Origin of the sequence: Nannocystis pusilla (assembly GCF_026626665.1) — a bacterium.
Classification (GTDB): Bacteria; Myxococcota_A; Polyangia; order Nannocystales; family Nannocystaceae; genus Nannocystis; species Nannocystis pusilla.
In genome coordinates this window covers 8,886,782-8,902,349 of the sequence record NZ_JAPNKE010000002.1, presented here as the reverse complement: position 1 = coordinate 8,902,349, position 15,568 = coordinate 8,886,782, and the positions used below count along the sequence as shown (strand labels likewise).

At 71.5% G+C, this 15,568-nt stretch carries 11 protein-coding genes and 1 pseudogene; 11 read left to right on the top strand and 1 reads right to left on the bottom strand.

Going from position 1 to position 15,568, the window contains the following annotated elements:
• The first annotated feature begins 333 nt into the window (after positions 1-333).
• The 11 genes and pseudogenes from OV079_RS39300 to OV079_RS39250 all read left to right on the top strand — a co-directional run bounded on the left by OV079_RS39300 (position 334) and on the right by OV079_RS39250 (position 15,271).
• The gene (locus OV079_RS39300) at positions 334-1,755 is read left to right on the top strand and encodes a hypothetical protein (RefSeq protein WP_267774788.1); all 1,422 of its coding nucleotides are present in this window, start codon (positions 334-336) and stop codon (positions 1,753-1,755) included.
• A 93-nt stretch (positions 1,756-1,848) separates the two neighbouring features.
• Complete coding sequence (locus OV079_RS39295; RefSeq protein WP_267774786.1) at positions 1,849-3,141, top strand: receptor L domain-containing protein; 1,293 nt, start codon at positions 1,849-1,851, stop codon at positions 3,139-3,141.
• Positions 3,138-4,223: a hypothetical protein gene (locus OV079_RS39290; RefSeq protein ID WP_267774785.1), complete on the top strand. Its 1,086-nt coding sequence runs from the start codon at positions 3,138-3,140 to the stop codon at positions 4,221-4,223. The genes OV079_RS39295 and OV079_RS39290 overlap by 4 nt, the downstream gene beginning before the upstream one ends.
• Before the next feature lie 66 nt (positions 4,224-4,289).
• Positions 4,290-5,714, top strand: coding sequence for an aminopeptidase P family protein (locus OV079_RS39285; protein ID WP_267774784.1), 1,425 nt, complete (start codon positions 4,290-4,292; stop codon positions 5,712-5,714).
• A gap of 206 nt (positions 5,715-5,920) precedes the next feature.
• Positions 5,921-7,411 (top strand): Ig domain-containing protein, encoded by a 1,491-nt coding sequence (locus OV079_RS39280; protein WP_267774783.1) that lies wholly within the window; start codon positions 5,921-5,923, stop codon positions 7,409-7,411.
• A 91-nt stretch (positions 7,412-7,502) separates the two neighbouring features.
• A complete protein-coding gene (locus tag OV079_RS39275) occupies positions 7,503-9,326 on the top strand; it encodes a class I SAM-dependent methyltransferase (protein ID WP_267774782.1) in 1,824 nt (607 codons plus the stop codon).
• Positions 9,323-9,520 carry a hypothetical protein gene (locus OV079_RS39270; RefSeq protein WP_267774781.1) on the top strand — a complete coding sequence of 66 codons (198 nt, stop codon included), beginning with the start codon at positions 9,323-9,325 and terminating at the stop codon, positions 9,518-9,520. Before OV079_RS39275 ends, OV079_RS39270 begins: the two co-directional genes overlap by 4 nt.
• Complete coding sequence (locus OV079_RS39265) at positions 9,517-10,671, top strand: FAD:protein FMN transferase (RefSeq protein WP_267774780.1); 1,155 nt, start codon at positions 9,517-9,519, stop codon at positions 10,669-10,671. Before OV079_RS39270 ends, OV079_RS39265 begins: the two co-directional genes overlap by 4 nt.
• 628 nt (positions 10,672-11,299) lie before the next feature.
• Positions 11,300-13,210 (top strand): serine/threonine-protein kinase, encoded by a 1,911-nt coding sequence (locus tag OV079_RS39260; protein WP_267774778.1) that lies wholly within the window; start codon positions 11,300-11,302, stop codon positions 13,208-13,210.
• Positions 13,105-13,446: a tetratricopeptide repeat protein gene (locus OV079_RS39255; RefSeq protein WP_338089128.1), complete on the top strand. Its 342-nt coding sequence runs from the start codon at positions 13,105-13,107 to the stop codon at positions 13,444-13,446. Before OV079_RS39260 ends, OV079_RS39255 begins: the two co-directional genes overlap by 106 nt.
• Positions 13,443-15,271: pseudogene (locus OV079_RS39250) on the top strand (ATP-binding protein). Before OV079_RS39255 ends, OV079_RS39250 begins: the two are co-directional and overlap by 4 nt.
• Here OV079_RS39250 and OV079_RS39240 read toward each other — a convergent pair.
• Complete coding sequence (locus OV079_RS39240; protein WP_267774774.1) at positions 15,268-15,564, bottom strand: hypothetical protein; 297 nt, start codon at positions 15,562-15,564, stop codon at positions 15,268-15,270. The pseudogene OV079_RS39250 and the gene OV079_RS39240 overlap by 4 nt on opposite strands.
• Between the last annotated feature and the right edge of the window lie 4 nt (positions 15,565-15,568).

Genomic DNA, 15,568 nt, shown 5'->3' with positions numbered 1-15,568 from the left:
CGGCCGAAGAGAAGAGGCCCAATCCGCGCGAGGAAGGCGAGAGTTATCTCATGACATCGAGATCGTGGGACACACCATTGCAGCGCGGCCTCCAACTCGGATTGTGCATTGCCAACTCTGGTCGGCGTAAATGCTCACGACAATGAGTGACTATCTTCATGACCGGGGTCGCTTCCCAACGCCGGTCTCGGTGCCCCAACTCGAGTTGAGCCTGGTCCTCACAATCGAGGGTGCGCTGAAATGGGTTGAAGACGAGGTCGACGGGTGCTTTACCTGCAGCGCGGGCGAGACGCTATCTCGCCGCGACCGAATCGTAGAAGGAGCCCCGTAGTCATGCAATCCCGTATCATCCATCGTTCCCTCGTCTCGATCCTCGTCCTGGCCTGCACGCTCGCGGGCTGCGGCGACAGCGTGGGGTCGACCGACACCAGCACGCCCAGCGAGACGGGCGGAGGCGCCGATCCCGTGTGGCCGGGCTACGTCGTGGAATGCACGCCCGACGTCTCGGGTGACCAGCTCGTCTGCATCACGCAGGACGACTGGGACTGCTCCGCGCGCGGCCATTACGTGCGCGAGTCGATCTGCGCCGACCTGTGGGGCGGCACACCGGCGGATTACGACGGCAAGCCGCAGCTCTCCGGAGCGCCGTTCCAGGGCGTCGTCGACTGCGCCAACCTGCCGGCCCCGGCGGCCGACGACCCCGACACCGAGGATGACGAGTCGGTGCCGGAGATCCGCGACGGCTGGTTCATGTCGGGGTGCGACGACTGCCGTGCGTGTGGCAACCAGGTGGCCGGCTGGCTCAACGACAACATGCCCAAGGACGCGTGGAACGAGCTGTCGTGGTGCCCGGCCAAGAACGGGCTGAACGACTACGAGGTGCTGGAGCAGTGGTGCGAGGGCGGGACGGATCCGACCGGCGGCCCCGAGGAGCCGCCGTCCACCGGCATCTGGATCTGCAACGGCTCCCCGACGATCTGCGGGGTGATGACCGACACCTTCCCGCCGACGACGGAGCAGGAGCGCTGCATGCCTCCGGGGCTCGTCCCGGATTGCGTCACCGCCGACTCGGAGCAGACCGCGGCGAACAGTTGCTACGAGCTGTGCGTATTCAAGAACCAGGGCCACCAGACCGAGGCCGACAACAGCGAGACGAAGATCTGGAGCCCCACGTTCCCGTGCGGCGACCTCTACAACTTCACCCCGACCGAGGCCACCCATCCCCTCACGATGTGCTCGGGCAGCGGCCCGATGTGGCTGGAAGATCCGCTGTCCTTCGCCGCATCCGCCGAGCTCACGATCGGCGGCGGCTCGGCCAGCACCAACGAGTTGAACGGGGTCCTCGACTTCTCCCTCGCCGCTTGCCCGCCCGGGGTCCTGGTCTGCGACGTCTCGCTCAACGACATCCGCGCCGGCTCCGCCGAGGTGCACGGCCTCTACACCACGAGGGACGCGAACGGGGCGACGACCTCGGTGCCGTTCGCCGTCTCGGACCTCGAGGTCCGGCTGCTGCAGCCGGTGCTCGGTGAGCTGAATCAGCGGACCGGGCTGGTCACCTTCTCCGACGCCGATCTGTTCGCCACCGTCTCGACGGGCGGCGTCACCCTCGACGGCATGCCGCTGAGCGCCGGCGTCGACGGTGCGGTGGTCGTGGTCGACGGCGCCCGCGGTACCTGGAACGGCCAGCAACTCCAGCTCGACCTCAACTGGTCGTCGCAGGGTATGTCGCTCTGGCTGCGTATCACCGGGAGCTGACGCGGACTCGCCCGGTCCGTCGCACCTGCGAGGGCGCGCCGGACCGAGCGCGCGTCACTTGCGCGCAACCCGATTGGACGGGACCTTTTGACTATGCTACGCGAGATCGGGCACGTGACGCACTACCGGGCAACATGGGCGCTGAGCTCCTGCGTCGCCGTCCTCGTGGGTTGCGCGCCCGACGATGCTGCCTGCATCGAGGGCGCGCAACTATGGCAATCGCCTCCCACCGGTCTCCTCTGCGTGCGCGGCGATCTGGTCGTGCAGGGACGAGCGCCGGAAGAACTGACGGTGTTGGCGCGCGTCGAGGCGATCGAGGGCTCCCTGATCGTTCACGACAACCCGGCGCTCGCGGAGCTGCCGGCCTGGCCGGCGCTGGTGAGCATCGGCGGCTCGCTCTCGATCTCGCACAACCCCGCCCTCACCGCCGTGCGTGGCTTCCCTGTCCTCGAGGACCTGTCCGGAGGGCTCTACGTGGCGGAGAATCCGGCGCTGGTCGAGCTGCAGTTGGGCGAGGGCGTGACGGCCGTCGAGACGGCGTTCATCACCCTCAATCCGTCGCTGCTCGAGCTCCAGGGTCTTTCGGAACTGACCGAGATCGCGGGCGACTTCCGCGTCACCCACAACGCCGGCCTGCTCGCCCTCGAGCTCCCCGCGCTCCGCGAGGTCGGCGGCGACCTCCTGGTGACAGAGAACCCGAGCCTGCGCTCCGCCGAGCTGCCGGCGCTCCGAGCGGCCCAGACCCTCTCGCTCGTCAGCAACGCCTCGCTCGAATCCCTGGACGGGTTCTCGGCCCTGGAAACCGTGAGAGCCGCGCTGATCGAAGACAACGACGCCCTCGAGGAGATCCACTGGACCGCGCCCGGCACTTCGTGGCTCACGATCACGGACAACGCGGGCCTCGAGCGGATCGACGGCGCCCCGTCCGCGCTGGCCGCTGACGGTCGTCTGCACATCGCGCTCAACCCCGCGTTGCAGACGGTGACGGGGTTCGGCGCGGTCGAATCGCTCGCCGGCCTGACGCTGGAAGAAAACGAGGCGCTGCCCGAGCTTGTCGCCTTCTCCGCGCTGGCGCGCATCGGCGACCTGGCGGTCGTCCGCAACGCGGCCTTCACCGGTTCGGACGCGTGGTTTCCGGCGCTCGCCGAAGTGTCGGGAAATTTTTCCTTGTATGGCAATGCATCTTTACCACCGTCCATGGTCGACTCACTGCTCGCGCGCATCACCGTAGGGGCCGAAATCCGCGTCGGCGACAACCTTGGCGAGGACACCGAACTGGACCCGTGCCCCTGGCCGGAGGACGGCATTTGCGACGCGGCGATGGGCTGGCTCGGCCGCGGCACCGAACTCTGCGTCATCGACCCGGAAGATTGTGGCAACGTATGACCCAGCGCCGACACGCCTCTCTCGCGCTACAGCTCATCGCTGTCTGGGTGCTCGCTTGCACTCCCGAGCCCGGCGCATCCCACGATCAGCACGTCGAGCTCTCGCTCGAGAACGACGCGCGGGAAGTTTGCGCGGGAAGCATTCCGCACCTCGATCGCTATATCGAGCGTATTTTCAGTTTCTTCGGAGTTGCCGCACCAGCTTATCTGAACGTGCCCGTTCTGGTTGTCGGCACCGAGTCTCCTTGCGCCGACTTGTATGCGTCGTCGTCTTGTTACGTCGCCGCCGAAGAGACTGTCTATCTCGCAGATCTCGACCTGGAGGGACGGAGGACGCTCGGGGTGGTGCGGCACGAACTCGGTCATGCGGTGATCGATCGGCTCTGGGGTCAGAGCGCCCCCTTCTTCAACGAGGGCCTCGCCGAGTCGCTGTCGCAGACCCTCGACCGCGCCACGCCGCCGCCGCCCGCGCCCGTGGGCGACATGCTGGACCGGATCCCCGCCGAGGTCGACTACGGCGCGGCCGCCTACTTCGTCCGATTCCTCGTCGACACACGCGGCCTGGAGCGCTTCAAGCAGGTGTTCCAGCGATCTCTCGGGCGCTCGCGCGCGGAGATCGAGGCGCTGATGGCGAGCATCTACGGCGCGAGCTTCCAGGCGCTCGAGGCCGAGTATCTGTCGGGGCCGGCGCGCTGTCAGTATCAGCTCGACGTCTGCGAGCCGGAGTCTGCCATCGCGGTGGGAGACCGCTTCCACCTCACGCGCGCCGCCTCGTGCGACGATCCCGACTTCTACGGCAGCGCGGGCGAGGACGACCTCGACATCGCCGCGCAGCAGACGATCGAGGTAAGAACCGGGGGGACCTATCGCCTGGAGATCGCCTACGACGTGCCGCCGCTCTCGACGGAATATCCGCGCTCTCAGGTCGTGATGACTCGCTGCGGAGATTGTGAGGAGCAGTCGATTCGCACCTTCCGGCAGGCCGATGAGGAATTGCAGCTCGAGGCCGGCGTTTATGCCCTCGAGATGGTCATGCCATTCGACACCGTGGTGACGATAAACCTCCAGCGCGTCGGCCCGTGACGCCACGCGCACATCGCGCACCGACGGCCCTCATGAACTTCTGCCACCTGCGGTAAGCTCCGGCGCATGTCCGTCCTCGTCCCGCCGCAGCCGGCCGCGGTCTACGCCTCTCGTCGCTCGCGACTGTCGCGCGCCCTCGCCGGCGAGCCCGCGATCTTCTTCGCCGGCGACCTCGTGCCGCGCAACTACGCGGCCAACGTCTACCCGTACCGCGCGCACAGCCACTTCCTCTACTTCACCGGCGTGCACTGGCCGGGGGCGGTGCTGGTCGGCAGCGGGGACGGGTGGGAGATCTTCGCCGCGCCGCCAGCGCCGGACGATCCATTGTGGATCGGTCCGAGCGCCACCTGGGACGAGCTGCAGGCAGCCACCGGGGTGCGGAAGATCCGCCCGCTCGCCGAGCTGCGGACCGCGCTCGACTCCTTGCGCGGCGTCGCCACGCTGCCGGCGATCCACCCGCGCACGCGGGCGCGGCAGGCCTCGCTGCTCGGGCGGCCGTGGGGCGCGCACGACGAGTCCGAGGCCGGGGCCGTCGCGCTCACCGGCAAGGACGCCGAGCTCGCCGACGCGGTGATCTCGTTGCGCCTGCAACATGATGCGCCGGCGCTCGAGCTGCTGCGGCAGTCCGCGGAGGCCGCGCGCGCCGGTCACCTCGCGGGCATGGCGGCGACGCGGCCGGGGCGGCACGAGAGCGACGTGCGGGCCGCGATCGAGGCGGAGTTCGCGGCCCGCGGCATGACCCCGGCCTACGGCAGCATCGTCACCGTCCACGGCGAGGTGTTGCACAACGAGCACAGTCATCACCCGCTGCGGACCGGCGATCTCCTGCTGGCCGACTGCGGCGCCGACTGTCACGGCTGGGCCAGCGACGTGACTCGCACCTGGCCGGTCGCGGGCGCGTGGAGCCCGACCCAGCGGGCGCTCTACGACGTGGTGCTGCAGGCCAACCAGGACGCGACGGCCCTGGTGCGTCCGGGGGTCCGGTACCGCGACATCCACCTCCGCGCCTGCCTCACTCTGGCCCGCGGCCTGGTCGACCTGGGGATCTTCCACGGCGAGCCCGAGGGTTTGGTCGAGCGGGGTGCGCACGCCCTGTTCTTCCCGCACGGCGTCGGGCATCTCCTCGGGCTCGACGTCCACGACATGGAAGATCTCGGCGACCGCGCCGGCTACGCCCCCGGTCGGGCCCGCAGCGGCCAGTTCGGCACCTGCTACCTCCGCCTCGACCGCGACCTGGCGCCCGGCATGCTCGTCACCATCGAGCCGGGGCTCTACCTGGTCCCGGCGATCCTCGGCGACAGGGCCCTGTGCGGCCCCTTCGAGGCCGATCTGGACCGGGAGCGCCTGACCGCCTACGCCGACGTCCGCGGGATCCGGATCGAGGACGACGTCCTGTGCACCGAGGCCAGCCCGGACGTCCTCACGGCCGCCATCCCCCGCGACGCCGACGCGGTCGCGGCCCTGGTCGGCGCCTCGCGGGACGCGAACTGAACCGCCGCCTGGGCCCCTGTTCGGCCGTCCAGCCCCGAATCGGCCGCCTGCGCGCGGCCGCCCGCTTCCGCCCCTCCCGCCGGGGCGCCCCTGCAGCCGCGTCCGCCCGGCGGATGCGCGGTTTGTTTGCCCTGGCGCGTAGTCAGCGCTAACTCCTCGTGTTACTTTGCCCCGGCGCCCCTCGCAGGCGTCCCTAGGAGTCGACGATGCACCTCCGCCCCCTCGTCCTTACCACCGCCTTCGTCACCAGCGCCCTCGTCGGGTGTTCGCGCGACGAGTTCGCCCCGTGGGGCTTCGCCGAGGACGTCTCGCTCGAGTGTGCCAACCCGGCGCGCGGGCAGGTCGGCGTCCCCTACTCGTACACGCCGGCGGTGGACGGCGTGGCGCCCTTCAAGTTCTCGGTCGACCCGTCCACCCCGCTGCCTGACGGCCTGATGATCGACGAGGCCACCGGCACGATCTCCGGCACCCCCACCGCCGAGGGCATGTATCCGCTCAAGGTCGTCGTCGTCGACGGGCGCGACGTGGAGCGGGTCATCACTTGCGGCGACATCATCATCGACGCGGGCGCCGGCATCGACTGCCGCGACGAGAGCGTCGCCCCCGGCGACATCCCCGACGGCTTCGTCGGCCTCGTCTACAACTACGAGGCCAAGGGCGTCGGCGGGCGCCCGCCGTACACCAACTGGACCGACAACGGCACCCTGCCCGCGGGCCTCACGATCGACCCCACGAGCGGCGTCATCTCGGGCACGCCCGAGGTCACCGGCATCTCGAACGTCGAGCTGACGACCACCGACGCCGACGGTCAGGTGATCGTGAGCGAGTGCGGCGTCCTCGAGATCCGCGACCCGATCCAGGTCGACACCGACTCGCTGCTGGCCGCCTATCCCGACGGCTGCATCACCTACGGCGAGGACCTCGACGGCCTGATCGCCAAGGGCATCGTCATCCCGGTCAAGGACGCCACCGTCCCGCCGACCTGCTCGCTGGTGGCCGGCCGCGGCAACGGCAGCCGCAACTTCGACGGCAACGCCGACACCCCCGACAGCTTCCCGCCGGGCATCGCGGTCAGCGCCGACACCTGCGAGCTCTCGGGCACCATCGACACCAAGCTCCGCTACGGCGCCTACGCGTGGATCACCACCATCGAGCAGTCGGGCACCAAGGCCTACCTGCCGTACTGCGCCCCGCAGGACGTCCAGGCCGGCACCGCCTACGACGTGCTGCGCGAGGACACCGGCGCCGACAAGACCCTCTCGCCGGGCCACCTCGTGTTCGACGTCGCGGCCGCCAACCCGCCGACCTTCACCTTCGGCACCGACGTGCCCGACCCGAAGGTCACGGTCACGTACAACGAGGACTGCGCGGGCAGCTGCTTCTACGCCTACATCTTCTCGTACAACGCCCTTTCGGCGGCCGCCTCGGTCAGCGCCAGCCCCTCGGCGAAGTTCCCGGCCATGGGCTTCGACGGCTTCACCCACGCCATCCGCGTCACCGAGGGCGACGAGACCTTCCTGCGCAACTACGGCGACCGGGCCTTCGTCACCAACATCAGCTTCGACTACTGCATGGCGCAGAACGACCAGGACTGCGGCAACAACGAGGCCGACCCGGCCGCCAAGGCGGCGCTGATCCGGGCCAACGGCGGCGGCAGCAACTACGAGTTCGGGCTGATCATCCTGCCCAAGAACTGAGCCCTACCGGGCCGACGCCATCCATCCCTTGAGCACACAAGACAGTCGCGGCGGCGGAGCTTCAGGGCTCCGCGACCGAAGGGTCGCCCGGGTGCTCGACCGCGAGATCTCTCCGGTCTGGCACGACCGTTTCGCGCGGCTCATCGTCCGCAACCTGCCCAACCTGCCCGAGGTGCTCGCGCTCGACATCCACTGCGGGACCGGGCGCGGCACGGGCAAGCTGCTGCATCGGTTGGGCGCGGGCGCGAAGATCCTGGCGATCGACCCCGACGAGGGCGCGCTGGAGATGGCGAAGACGCGGATCCGCCCCGAGTGGAAGAACCGGGTCTACTTCAAGTCCGGCCACTTCGACGACGTCACGGCGATGGCCGACGACAGCTACAACCTCGTCGTCGCCAACCTCGTGCTCGGCGAGTCGGTCGACCTCGAGCCGGCCCTGGGCGAGATGATCCGGGTCGGCAAGATCGGCGGCCGGATCCTCGCCACCGTGCCGCTGCACGGCACCTGGGAAGAGGTCGAGGACATCTTCGCGGAGATCTTGCGCGACGCGGGCATGACCGCGGCGCTGCGCCGGCTCGAGGCGCTGCGGGCGATCCGGCCCACCGGGCCGCAGCTCGGCAAGATGCTGCGCAACCTCGGCGCGGTCGAGGACGACTACGTCATCGAGCACGAGCGCTTCCAGCTGCTGTTCCCCAGCGGCCGCGAGTTTTTGTTCGCGCCGGTCATCGAGCACGGCTCGTTCCGCCCGGCCCCGGTGGCGGTCGACGAGGACGACTTCTCCGACCTCAACAACCCCGACACGCGCTCACACAAGACCGTCTCCGCGGCCAAGACCGCCGAGCCCGCGCCGACCAGCGAGCACGAAGAGGACCTGTCGCGCCTCGCCGAGACCGAGGACGACTTCTCCGAGCTCAACGACATCCCGCTGCTGCCGCGCCGGCAGAACTCCGGCGGCCTGCGGCGCTCGCCGTCCGAGTCGTCCTCCAGCCGCCCGGTCCCCGCCGAGCTCCGCGGCGACGGCGAGAGCAGCGCTCACCGGGCCCTCGCCGAGCTGGCCCTTCGGCCAGGTGACTCCGCCACCGCCGGTCGCCGCCCCAGCGGACCGATCCCCAGCTCCGCCGCAGCGAGCCCTCCGCCAGCCAGCTCCGCCAGCCGGCCGCCGGCCTCGCCGGTTCCGGCAAGCGCCCGGCCGCCGAAGCCGAGCCGAACGCGGACGCCGCTTCCTCCTCCGGCCGGCGCCCGATCGCCGACGCCGAGACCTCCGGCAAGCGCCCGTTCGACGCCGCCGACTCGGCCTCCTCGGGCAAGCGCCCGCTCGGCCCCACCGAGACCTCCGTCGCCCAGCGGCTGCCCGACGCTGCCGCCTCCGGCAAGCGCCCGCTCACCGAGACCTCCGTCGCCCAGCGGCTGCCCGACGCTGCCGCCTCCGGCAGGCGCCCGCTCACCGAGACCTCCGTCGCCCAGCGGCTGCCCGACGCTGCCGCCTCCGGCAGGCGCCCGATCACCGAGACCTCCGTCGCCCAGCGGCTGCCCGACGCTGCTGCCTCCGGGAAGCGCCCCATCACCGAGACCTCCGTCGCGCAGCGGCTGCCCGACGCTGCCGCCTCCGGCAGCCGTGCCCTGTCCGACTCCGCCTCCGGCAAGCGCCCCTTGCCGGACCTGCGCAAGCCGACCTCCGGGCCGACCGCCGCTGCCGAGCGCTCGCCCTCCTCGCCGACCGCGGCCGCGGCCCCCGAGCCGAGCGCGCCGCGTCCGGCCGCCAAGCCGGCGGCCCCGCCGGAGGCCCCCAAGCCCTCGTTCTCGTCGTTCCGCCTGCCCGAGCCGAAGGCCCCGGCCAGCGCCAGCACGAGCGGCACCTCGTTCCGGCCGCCGAGCTTCAAGCTGCCCGGCGGCGAGGACAGCCTGCCGCCGGTGAAGTCGACCTTCCGCCCGCCGCCGAGCTCCGTCGACGAGGACGAGGAGGAGCCGGAGGAGATCGACGAGCTCGAGCCGGTCGACGAGCTCGAGCCCGACGACGAGCCGGCCCCGGTCGTCACCGCTCCGCGACCGCCCCCGCCCAAGGCCCCGCCGCCGCGCCCGCCGAGCCTCAGCCCGGACAAGAAGAAGTGACCCGCCCCGCGCTCGCGGCCCTGGCCGTCCTCCTGCTCGGCTGCAACCAGCCCCAGGGGACAGGTCCGAACAAACATGTCCCGAGCGACATGCCCGCAAAGACAGCCCCGGAGCCGGCCCCCGCGCCCGCCCCGGAGCCCGAGGGCCCGCCCGTGCGCAAGGACGGCACGATCTACGCGGAGACCCAGCAGATGGGCACCCGCGTCTCGATCAACGTCCACGTCGGCGAGCGCAAGCCGGCCGAGGCGGGGGCCGCGATCGAGGCCGCGTTCGCGGAGATCGAGCGCATCGAGCAGATCATGAGCGAGTGGCGCCCGAGCAGCGAGCTGTCGCAGCTCAACGACGGCGCCGGCGGCCCGCTGCGCCCGCTCAGCGCCGAGCTGTTCGAGGTCCTGCAGCGCAGCAAGGAGATCGCCCAGGCCACCGGCGGCGCCTTCGACCCCACCTTCTACGGCGTCGGCCAGCTGTGGAAGTACGACCCCGGCAGCCGCCCGCCGACGCGCGAGGCGATCCTGGAGAAGCTGCCGCTGGTCGACTGGCGCTCGATCGAGCTCGACGCGACCACCCGCAGCGGTCGCCTCGCCAAGCCGGGCATGAAGATGGGCCTCGGCGCGATCGCCAAGGGCTACGCGGTCGACCGCGCCTCGACCGTCCTGCGCGAGCGCGGCTTTTCCGACCACATCGTCGAGGGCGGCGGCGACACCTTCGTGTCCGGCACCAAGGGCGGCAAGACCTGGATGGTCGGCATCCAGCGCCCCGACGGCCCCGGCTCCGTCGCCGCCATCCCCGCGCGCGACCGGGCCGTCGTCACCTCCGGCGACTACCAGCGCTTCATCGAATTCGAGGGCGTCCGTTACTCGCACATCCTCGACCCGCGCACCGGCTTCCCCGTGCCCGAGGAGCGCAGCCTCCAGAGCATCACGATCCTCGCGCCCAACGCCACCGAGGCCGACGCCTACGCCACCGCCGTCGCCGTCCTCGGCGCCGACGCCGGCCTCGAGTTCATCCAGTCGCACCCGGGCCTCGACGCCGCACTCATCACTCACTCCGGCGAGCTGCGCGTCACCCCCGAGCTGGCCAAGATCCTCGTCTACCCGCAAGACAAGCAGCCGGCCCCGTCACAGCCCGCTCCGACGCCGCCCGCTCCGTGATCGCTGGCCCGGTCGCGGCTCGCCCCGAGAGCGCCCGCTCCATCGCCGCCCGCTCCGTCATCGCTGGCCCGGCCGCTACTCGCTCCGAGCACCTGCCCGTCGCCGCCCGCTCCGTGATCGCTGGCCCGGTCGCTGCTCGCTTCGAGAGCGCCCGCTCCGTCGCCGCCCGCTCCGGGGCACCGCGATCGATCCTCGGCGGCGCGCGCCTCGTGTTCGTGAGCCCTCCTGCCGCCACCGATCTCGTCGAGCCTCGCCAGCCATCATGGCCCCGCCGATGCGCCCCGCGGAACTTCGGGCGGACGGCGATCCGGGCCTGCGCGGTCTCGCCGGTGCTCGATCTCGCTGCCCGGCATGGCCTGCGCGGATCCGCACGACGCCCTCCGCCTTCGATCGACAGCCCCTCGGTCGGCGCCGGCAAACTGGCCTAGACTCGTAGCGAAATGACCGAGCCCGGCCGTACCGGCGAGCCCGTTGGGGTCGACGACCCCCGGGCGTCGCGCGCCCGGGCGCGGCGGTCGCGGCCGCGGGTGGATCGGCCGGCGCCACCGAACCTGTCCTTCAGGCCAGCTCGCCCGACATCACCGAACCTGTCCCTGCGGCCAGCTCGATCGACGCCACCGTCGGCACCATGCTCGAGCCGGAGCAGGCTCCTGCGGGCGCGGGCGGCGAGCGCACCCGCGTGCGCCTCGTCAGCGGGCGGGTCGTCCCCGGCACGCGTTACCGGCTCGTGCGCTGGCTCGGCGAGGGCGGCATGGGCGTCGTCTACGAGGCCGAGCACGTCGACATCGAGCGCAAGGTGGCGCTCAAGGTCCTGCGCTACGACCTCAGCCGTCGGGCCGAGATGGCCGCGGTGTTTCGCGCCGAGGCGCGCGCGGCCAGCCGCACCGGTCACCCCAACATCGTCGAGATCTACGACTTCGGCGAGCTGCCCGACGGCCGGCTCTTCATCTGCATGGAGCTGCTCGACGGCAAGGACCTCGTGCCCGCCACCGAGACCGAGGTGCGCCCGCCGGCCGAGGTGATCGCCATCTTCCGTCAGCTGTGCAAGGCCCTGGGCGCCGCGCACAAGGCCGGCATCGTCCACCGCGACATCAAGCCGGAGAACATCATCCTCGTGCGCAAGGGCGGGCGCGACGGCGTCGTCAAGGTCGTCGACTTCGGCATCAGCGCCGTGCTCGGCCAGGAGCGGCGCGGCAAGATCGCCGGCACCCCGCATTACATGGCGCCCGAGCAGATCCGCGGCCACGCCTTCGACGGTCGCCTCGACATGTACGCGGCCGGCTGCGTCGCCTTCGAGCTGCTCACCGGTAGCCCGCCGTTCCCCAGCGAGGCGCTCGAGGAGGTCTTGAACGCCCACGTGCATCAGCCGCCGCCCTCGTTCCGCCAGGTGCGGCCCGACCTCCAGCTGCCCGCGCAGCTCGAGCAGGTCGTCCTGCGCTGCCTGTCCAAACAGCCAGGCGACCGCTACGCCGACATGCACGAGCTCGAGGCCGCTTTGTGCGAGGCGCAGATCGCCTGCGGCCTGCGCACCGCCTGGGACGACCTCCCGCTGCCCGAGTGCGCCCCGGAACGGCTCGAGCGCCTGCGCGCCCGCATGCCGAGCCCGCAGGCCGTACCGCGGCGGTGGCTGTGGCCCGTCGTCGCCGGCGTCTCGCTGATCGCCGCCGGCGTCGCGGTCGCGGTCGCCCTGCGCACCCCCGACCCGCCCGCCGCCGAGCGCTCGCGCATCGACGCCCTCGCCGAGGAGGCGCTGGTCGCCGCCAGCCACACCTTCTACGTCGCCCCGCCGCCGGACCGGCCCGACGTCCCGACCGCCTACACCAAGGTCCTCGAGCTCGAGGCCATCACCGGACCTGCCGCCGGCCTCGCCGACTCTCGCGCCGAGGAGCTGCGCGGCCAGTTCGCCGCCGGCCTCGTCAACCTCGGCGACAAGTACTGGGACGTCGCCGGCGCCCGCCCGTTCGCCGTCGAGTATTACATCTGGGCCCGCGCCTTCCACCCCGACCACCCGCGGGCCGTCGAGCGCAGCGGCATGACCCCCGGCGCCTTCACCCTCTTCCAGGAGAAGGCTCGCAGCGGCAGCTGGTCGCTCGGCGAGCTGCAGGCCCTCGGCCTCGTCAGCGCCCTCGCCGACGACGACGCCGAGCGCCGCCAGCGACGCACCCTCGCCGCCCACCAGGACGCCTCGCAGCTGTCGATCTCCCAGCACCTCGACCTCGACGCCGGCCTCCGCGGCGCCGGCATCCAGCTGCCCCAAAAGCCAGCCGCCAAGCGAACAGAGCCCGAGCCGCCGCCCGAGCCGCCGCCGCCCGAGCCCGTACCTGTCCCCGAGGACATCCCCGATCCCGCCGCCGACGTCGCCCCCACCGCCGACGTCGAGCGGCCCAAAAGGCCACGCTCAAGTCGAACCGCGACCCCGCCAAGGCCAAGAAGCTGGCCGACGACGGCGTCGTCGCGCTCAAGGCCGGCCGGCGCAACGACGCCGAGAGCCTGTTCCACCAGGCGATCTTCTACGACAACCGCAACGCCCGCGCCTTGATGGGCCTGTCGGACGTCTACTTCGACACCGGCGCCAAGCAAAAGGCCGTGCAGTTCGCCGAGCTCGCCGTCGAGGCCGCGCCGCAGTCGAAGTCGTACCACCTCAAGCTCGGCGACGCCTACTTCGTCGTGCTGCGCTACCGCGACGCCCTGACCCACTACGAGAAGGCGCGCGACCTCGGCGACGACGGCGCCCAGGGCCGCATCGACAAGGTCAAGAAGCTGATCGGACCATGACGACCCCCGAGATCCTCGCCACCCAGGTCGACCTCTTCGGCCTCATGACGGTGCTCGGCGAGCACCTCTATTCGACCCCCTTCGTCGCCCTGCGCGAGCTGGTCCAGAACGCCCACGACTCGTGCGTGCGCCGCCGCCTCGAGGACCCCGCCGCGTTCGCGCCGGAGATCCGCGTCGTCTGCGATCCGGGCGCCGGCACCCTCTCGGTCAGCGACACCGGCGCCGGCCTCACGCGCGACGAGATCGTCCGCTACCTCGCCACCATCGGCGCCGGCTACACCCGCAAGCTGCGCGAGCAGCACGGCAGCGACGACCTGATCGGCCTGTTCGGCCTCGGCTTCCTCTCGGCCTTCGTCATCGCCACCCGCGTCGCCGTCACCACCACCTCCTATCAATCGCCGGACACCACCCTCCTCTATCAATCGCGCAGCGGCGAGCGCTTCAGCATCGAGCCCGCCGCCAGCCGCCCGGTCGGCACCACCGTCACGCTGCACCTCAAGGACAACTTCCGCGAGCTGAGCGACGCCTCGGCCCTGCGCGCCCGCCTGCTTCACTACTGCGCCCTCTTGCCGCTGCCGGTCTACGTCGACGACGACGAGCTCGCGGTCAACGCTCAGCCCGCCCCGTGGCGCGCCGGCGACGTCCACCCGGCCCGCGCCCGCGCCCTCCGCCTCGAGTTCGCCCGCCGCCTCGAGCGTCGGTTCGAACCGCTGTGCACGATCGACCTCGGCGCGCGCGAGGGCACCGACGTGCGCGGTCTGTTGTGGATCCACGACGCCGCCACCTACGGCACCTCCGACAACCGCAACCTCCACGTCTACGTCCGCGGCATGCTGCTCGACGACGACGCGCGCGAGCTCCTGCCGCCGTGGGCCGGCTTCGTCAGCGGCGCGATCGAATCGGCCAAGCTGACCCCGACCGCCTCGCGCGAGGACCTCCAGCGCGACCCCGCCTACCGGGCCGTCGCCGCCGCGATCGCCGAGGCCCTCGTCGACGGCATGAAGCAGGTCGCCGAGCGCGAGCCCGAGGCCTGGCGGCGCGTCCTCCTCCGCCACAACGAGGCCCTCCTCGGCGCCGCCCTGTGCGACGACCGCCTGTTCGAACTGCTCGCCGACGAGCTCACCGTGCCCACCAGCGAGGGCGATCTGCCCGTCGCCGTCGTCGCGCGGCGCGGCCAGGGCAAGCTGTACGCCAGCCTCAGCCCGCGCGGCGGCTTCGAGGAGGTCCTGTTCCGCGCCCTCCGCGTCCCCGTCGTCGTCGGTACCCGCTACGGCGCCCTCCCGTTCATCCGCCGCCACGCCGACCGCCGCGGCGGCGCCGTCATCGAGTTAGGCACCGCCGCCGGCAACCGGCGCGTGTTCCTCCCGCCGACCTCCCGGCCGACCAGCAGGCTTTCCTTTCGGACATGCTCACAAGGCCAGGTCAGCGCCTGATCGCCGCCCGCTTCGCCCCCGCCGAGCTCCCGCTCGTGCTCGTGCCCGACCGCGAGGCCGAGCTCAAGCGCCGCGTCGAGAGCGACGAGGCGGCCGGCCGGATCGCCGGCGGCGCGCTCGGCCTCATGCGCATGTTCACCGCCAAGATCGACGCCAGCGTCGACGCCGACCTCTACGTCAACCTCGACAACCCCGCGATCGTCCGCCTGCTCGAGCAGCGCGCCGGCATCGACGTCACGCACCCCGGCGTCAAGCTCCTGCGCGCCCTCGTCGCCTTCGTCGCCGGCGCCAGCGAAGCCGCCGCCAACGAGGCCGAGGGCCTCCACACCGCCCTCGCCGAGTACGGCCGGGCCGTCTGCGAGCTCCTCGACACCCCCCGCCCCGCGCGCTAACCTGCGCAGCGGACGATGCAGCCGCATCCGCAACACTCGCCGCGCAGCAGCGACGCCTGGGCCGAGCCCGACGCGAAGCCGAAGAAGCGAGCCAAAAAGCGGTCGCCAAAGAGAAGCCCGCGGCTCGCAAGGCCGCCGGCAAGAAGGCGACCGCCAAAAGAAGGCGGTCGCCAAAGAAGGCGACCGCCAAGACGGTCGCCGTCGCGAAGAAGCCGCGCAAGAGCTCCGGTCTGTCGGAGAGCCCCCAAGAGATCGTCGAGCGGCTCTTCAAGAAGGACGATGCTGTCATCCACCGGA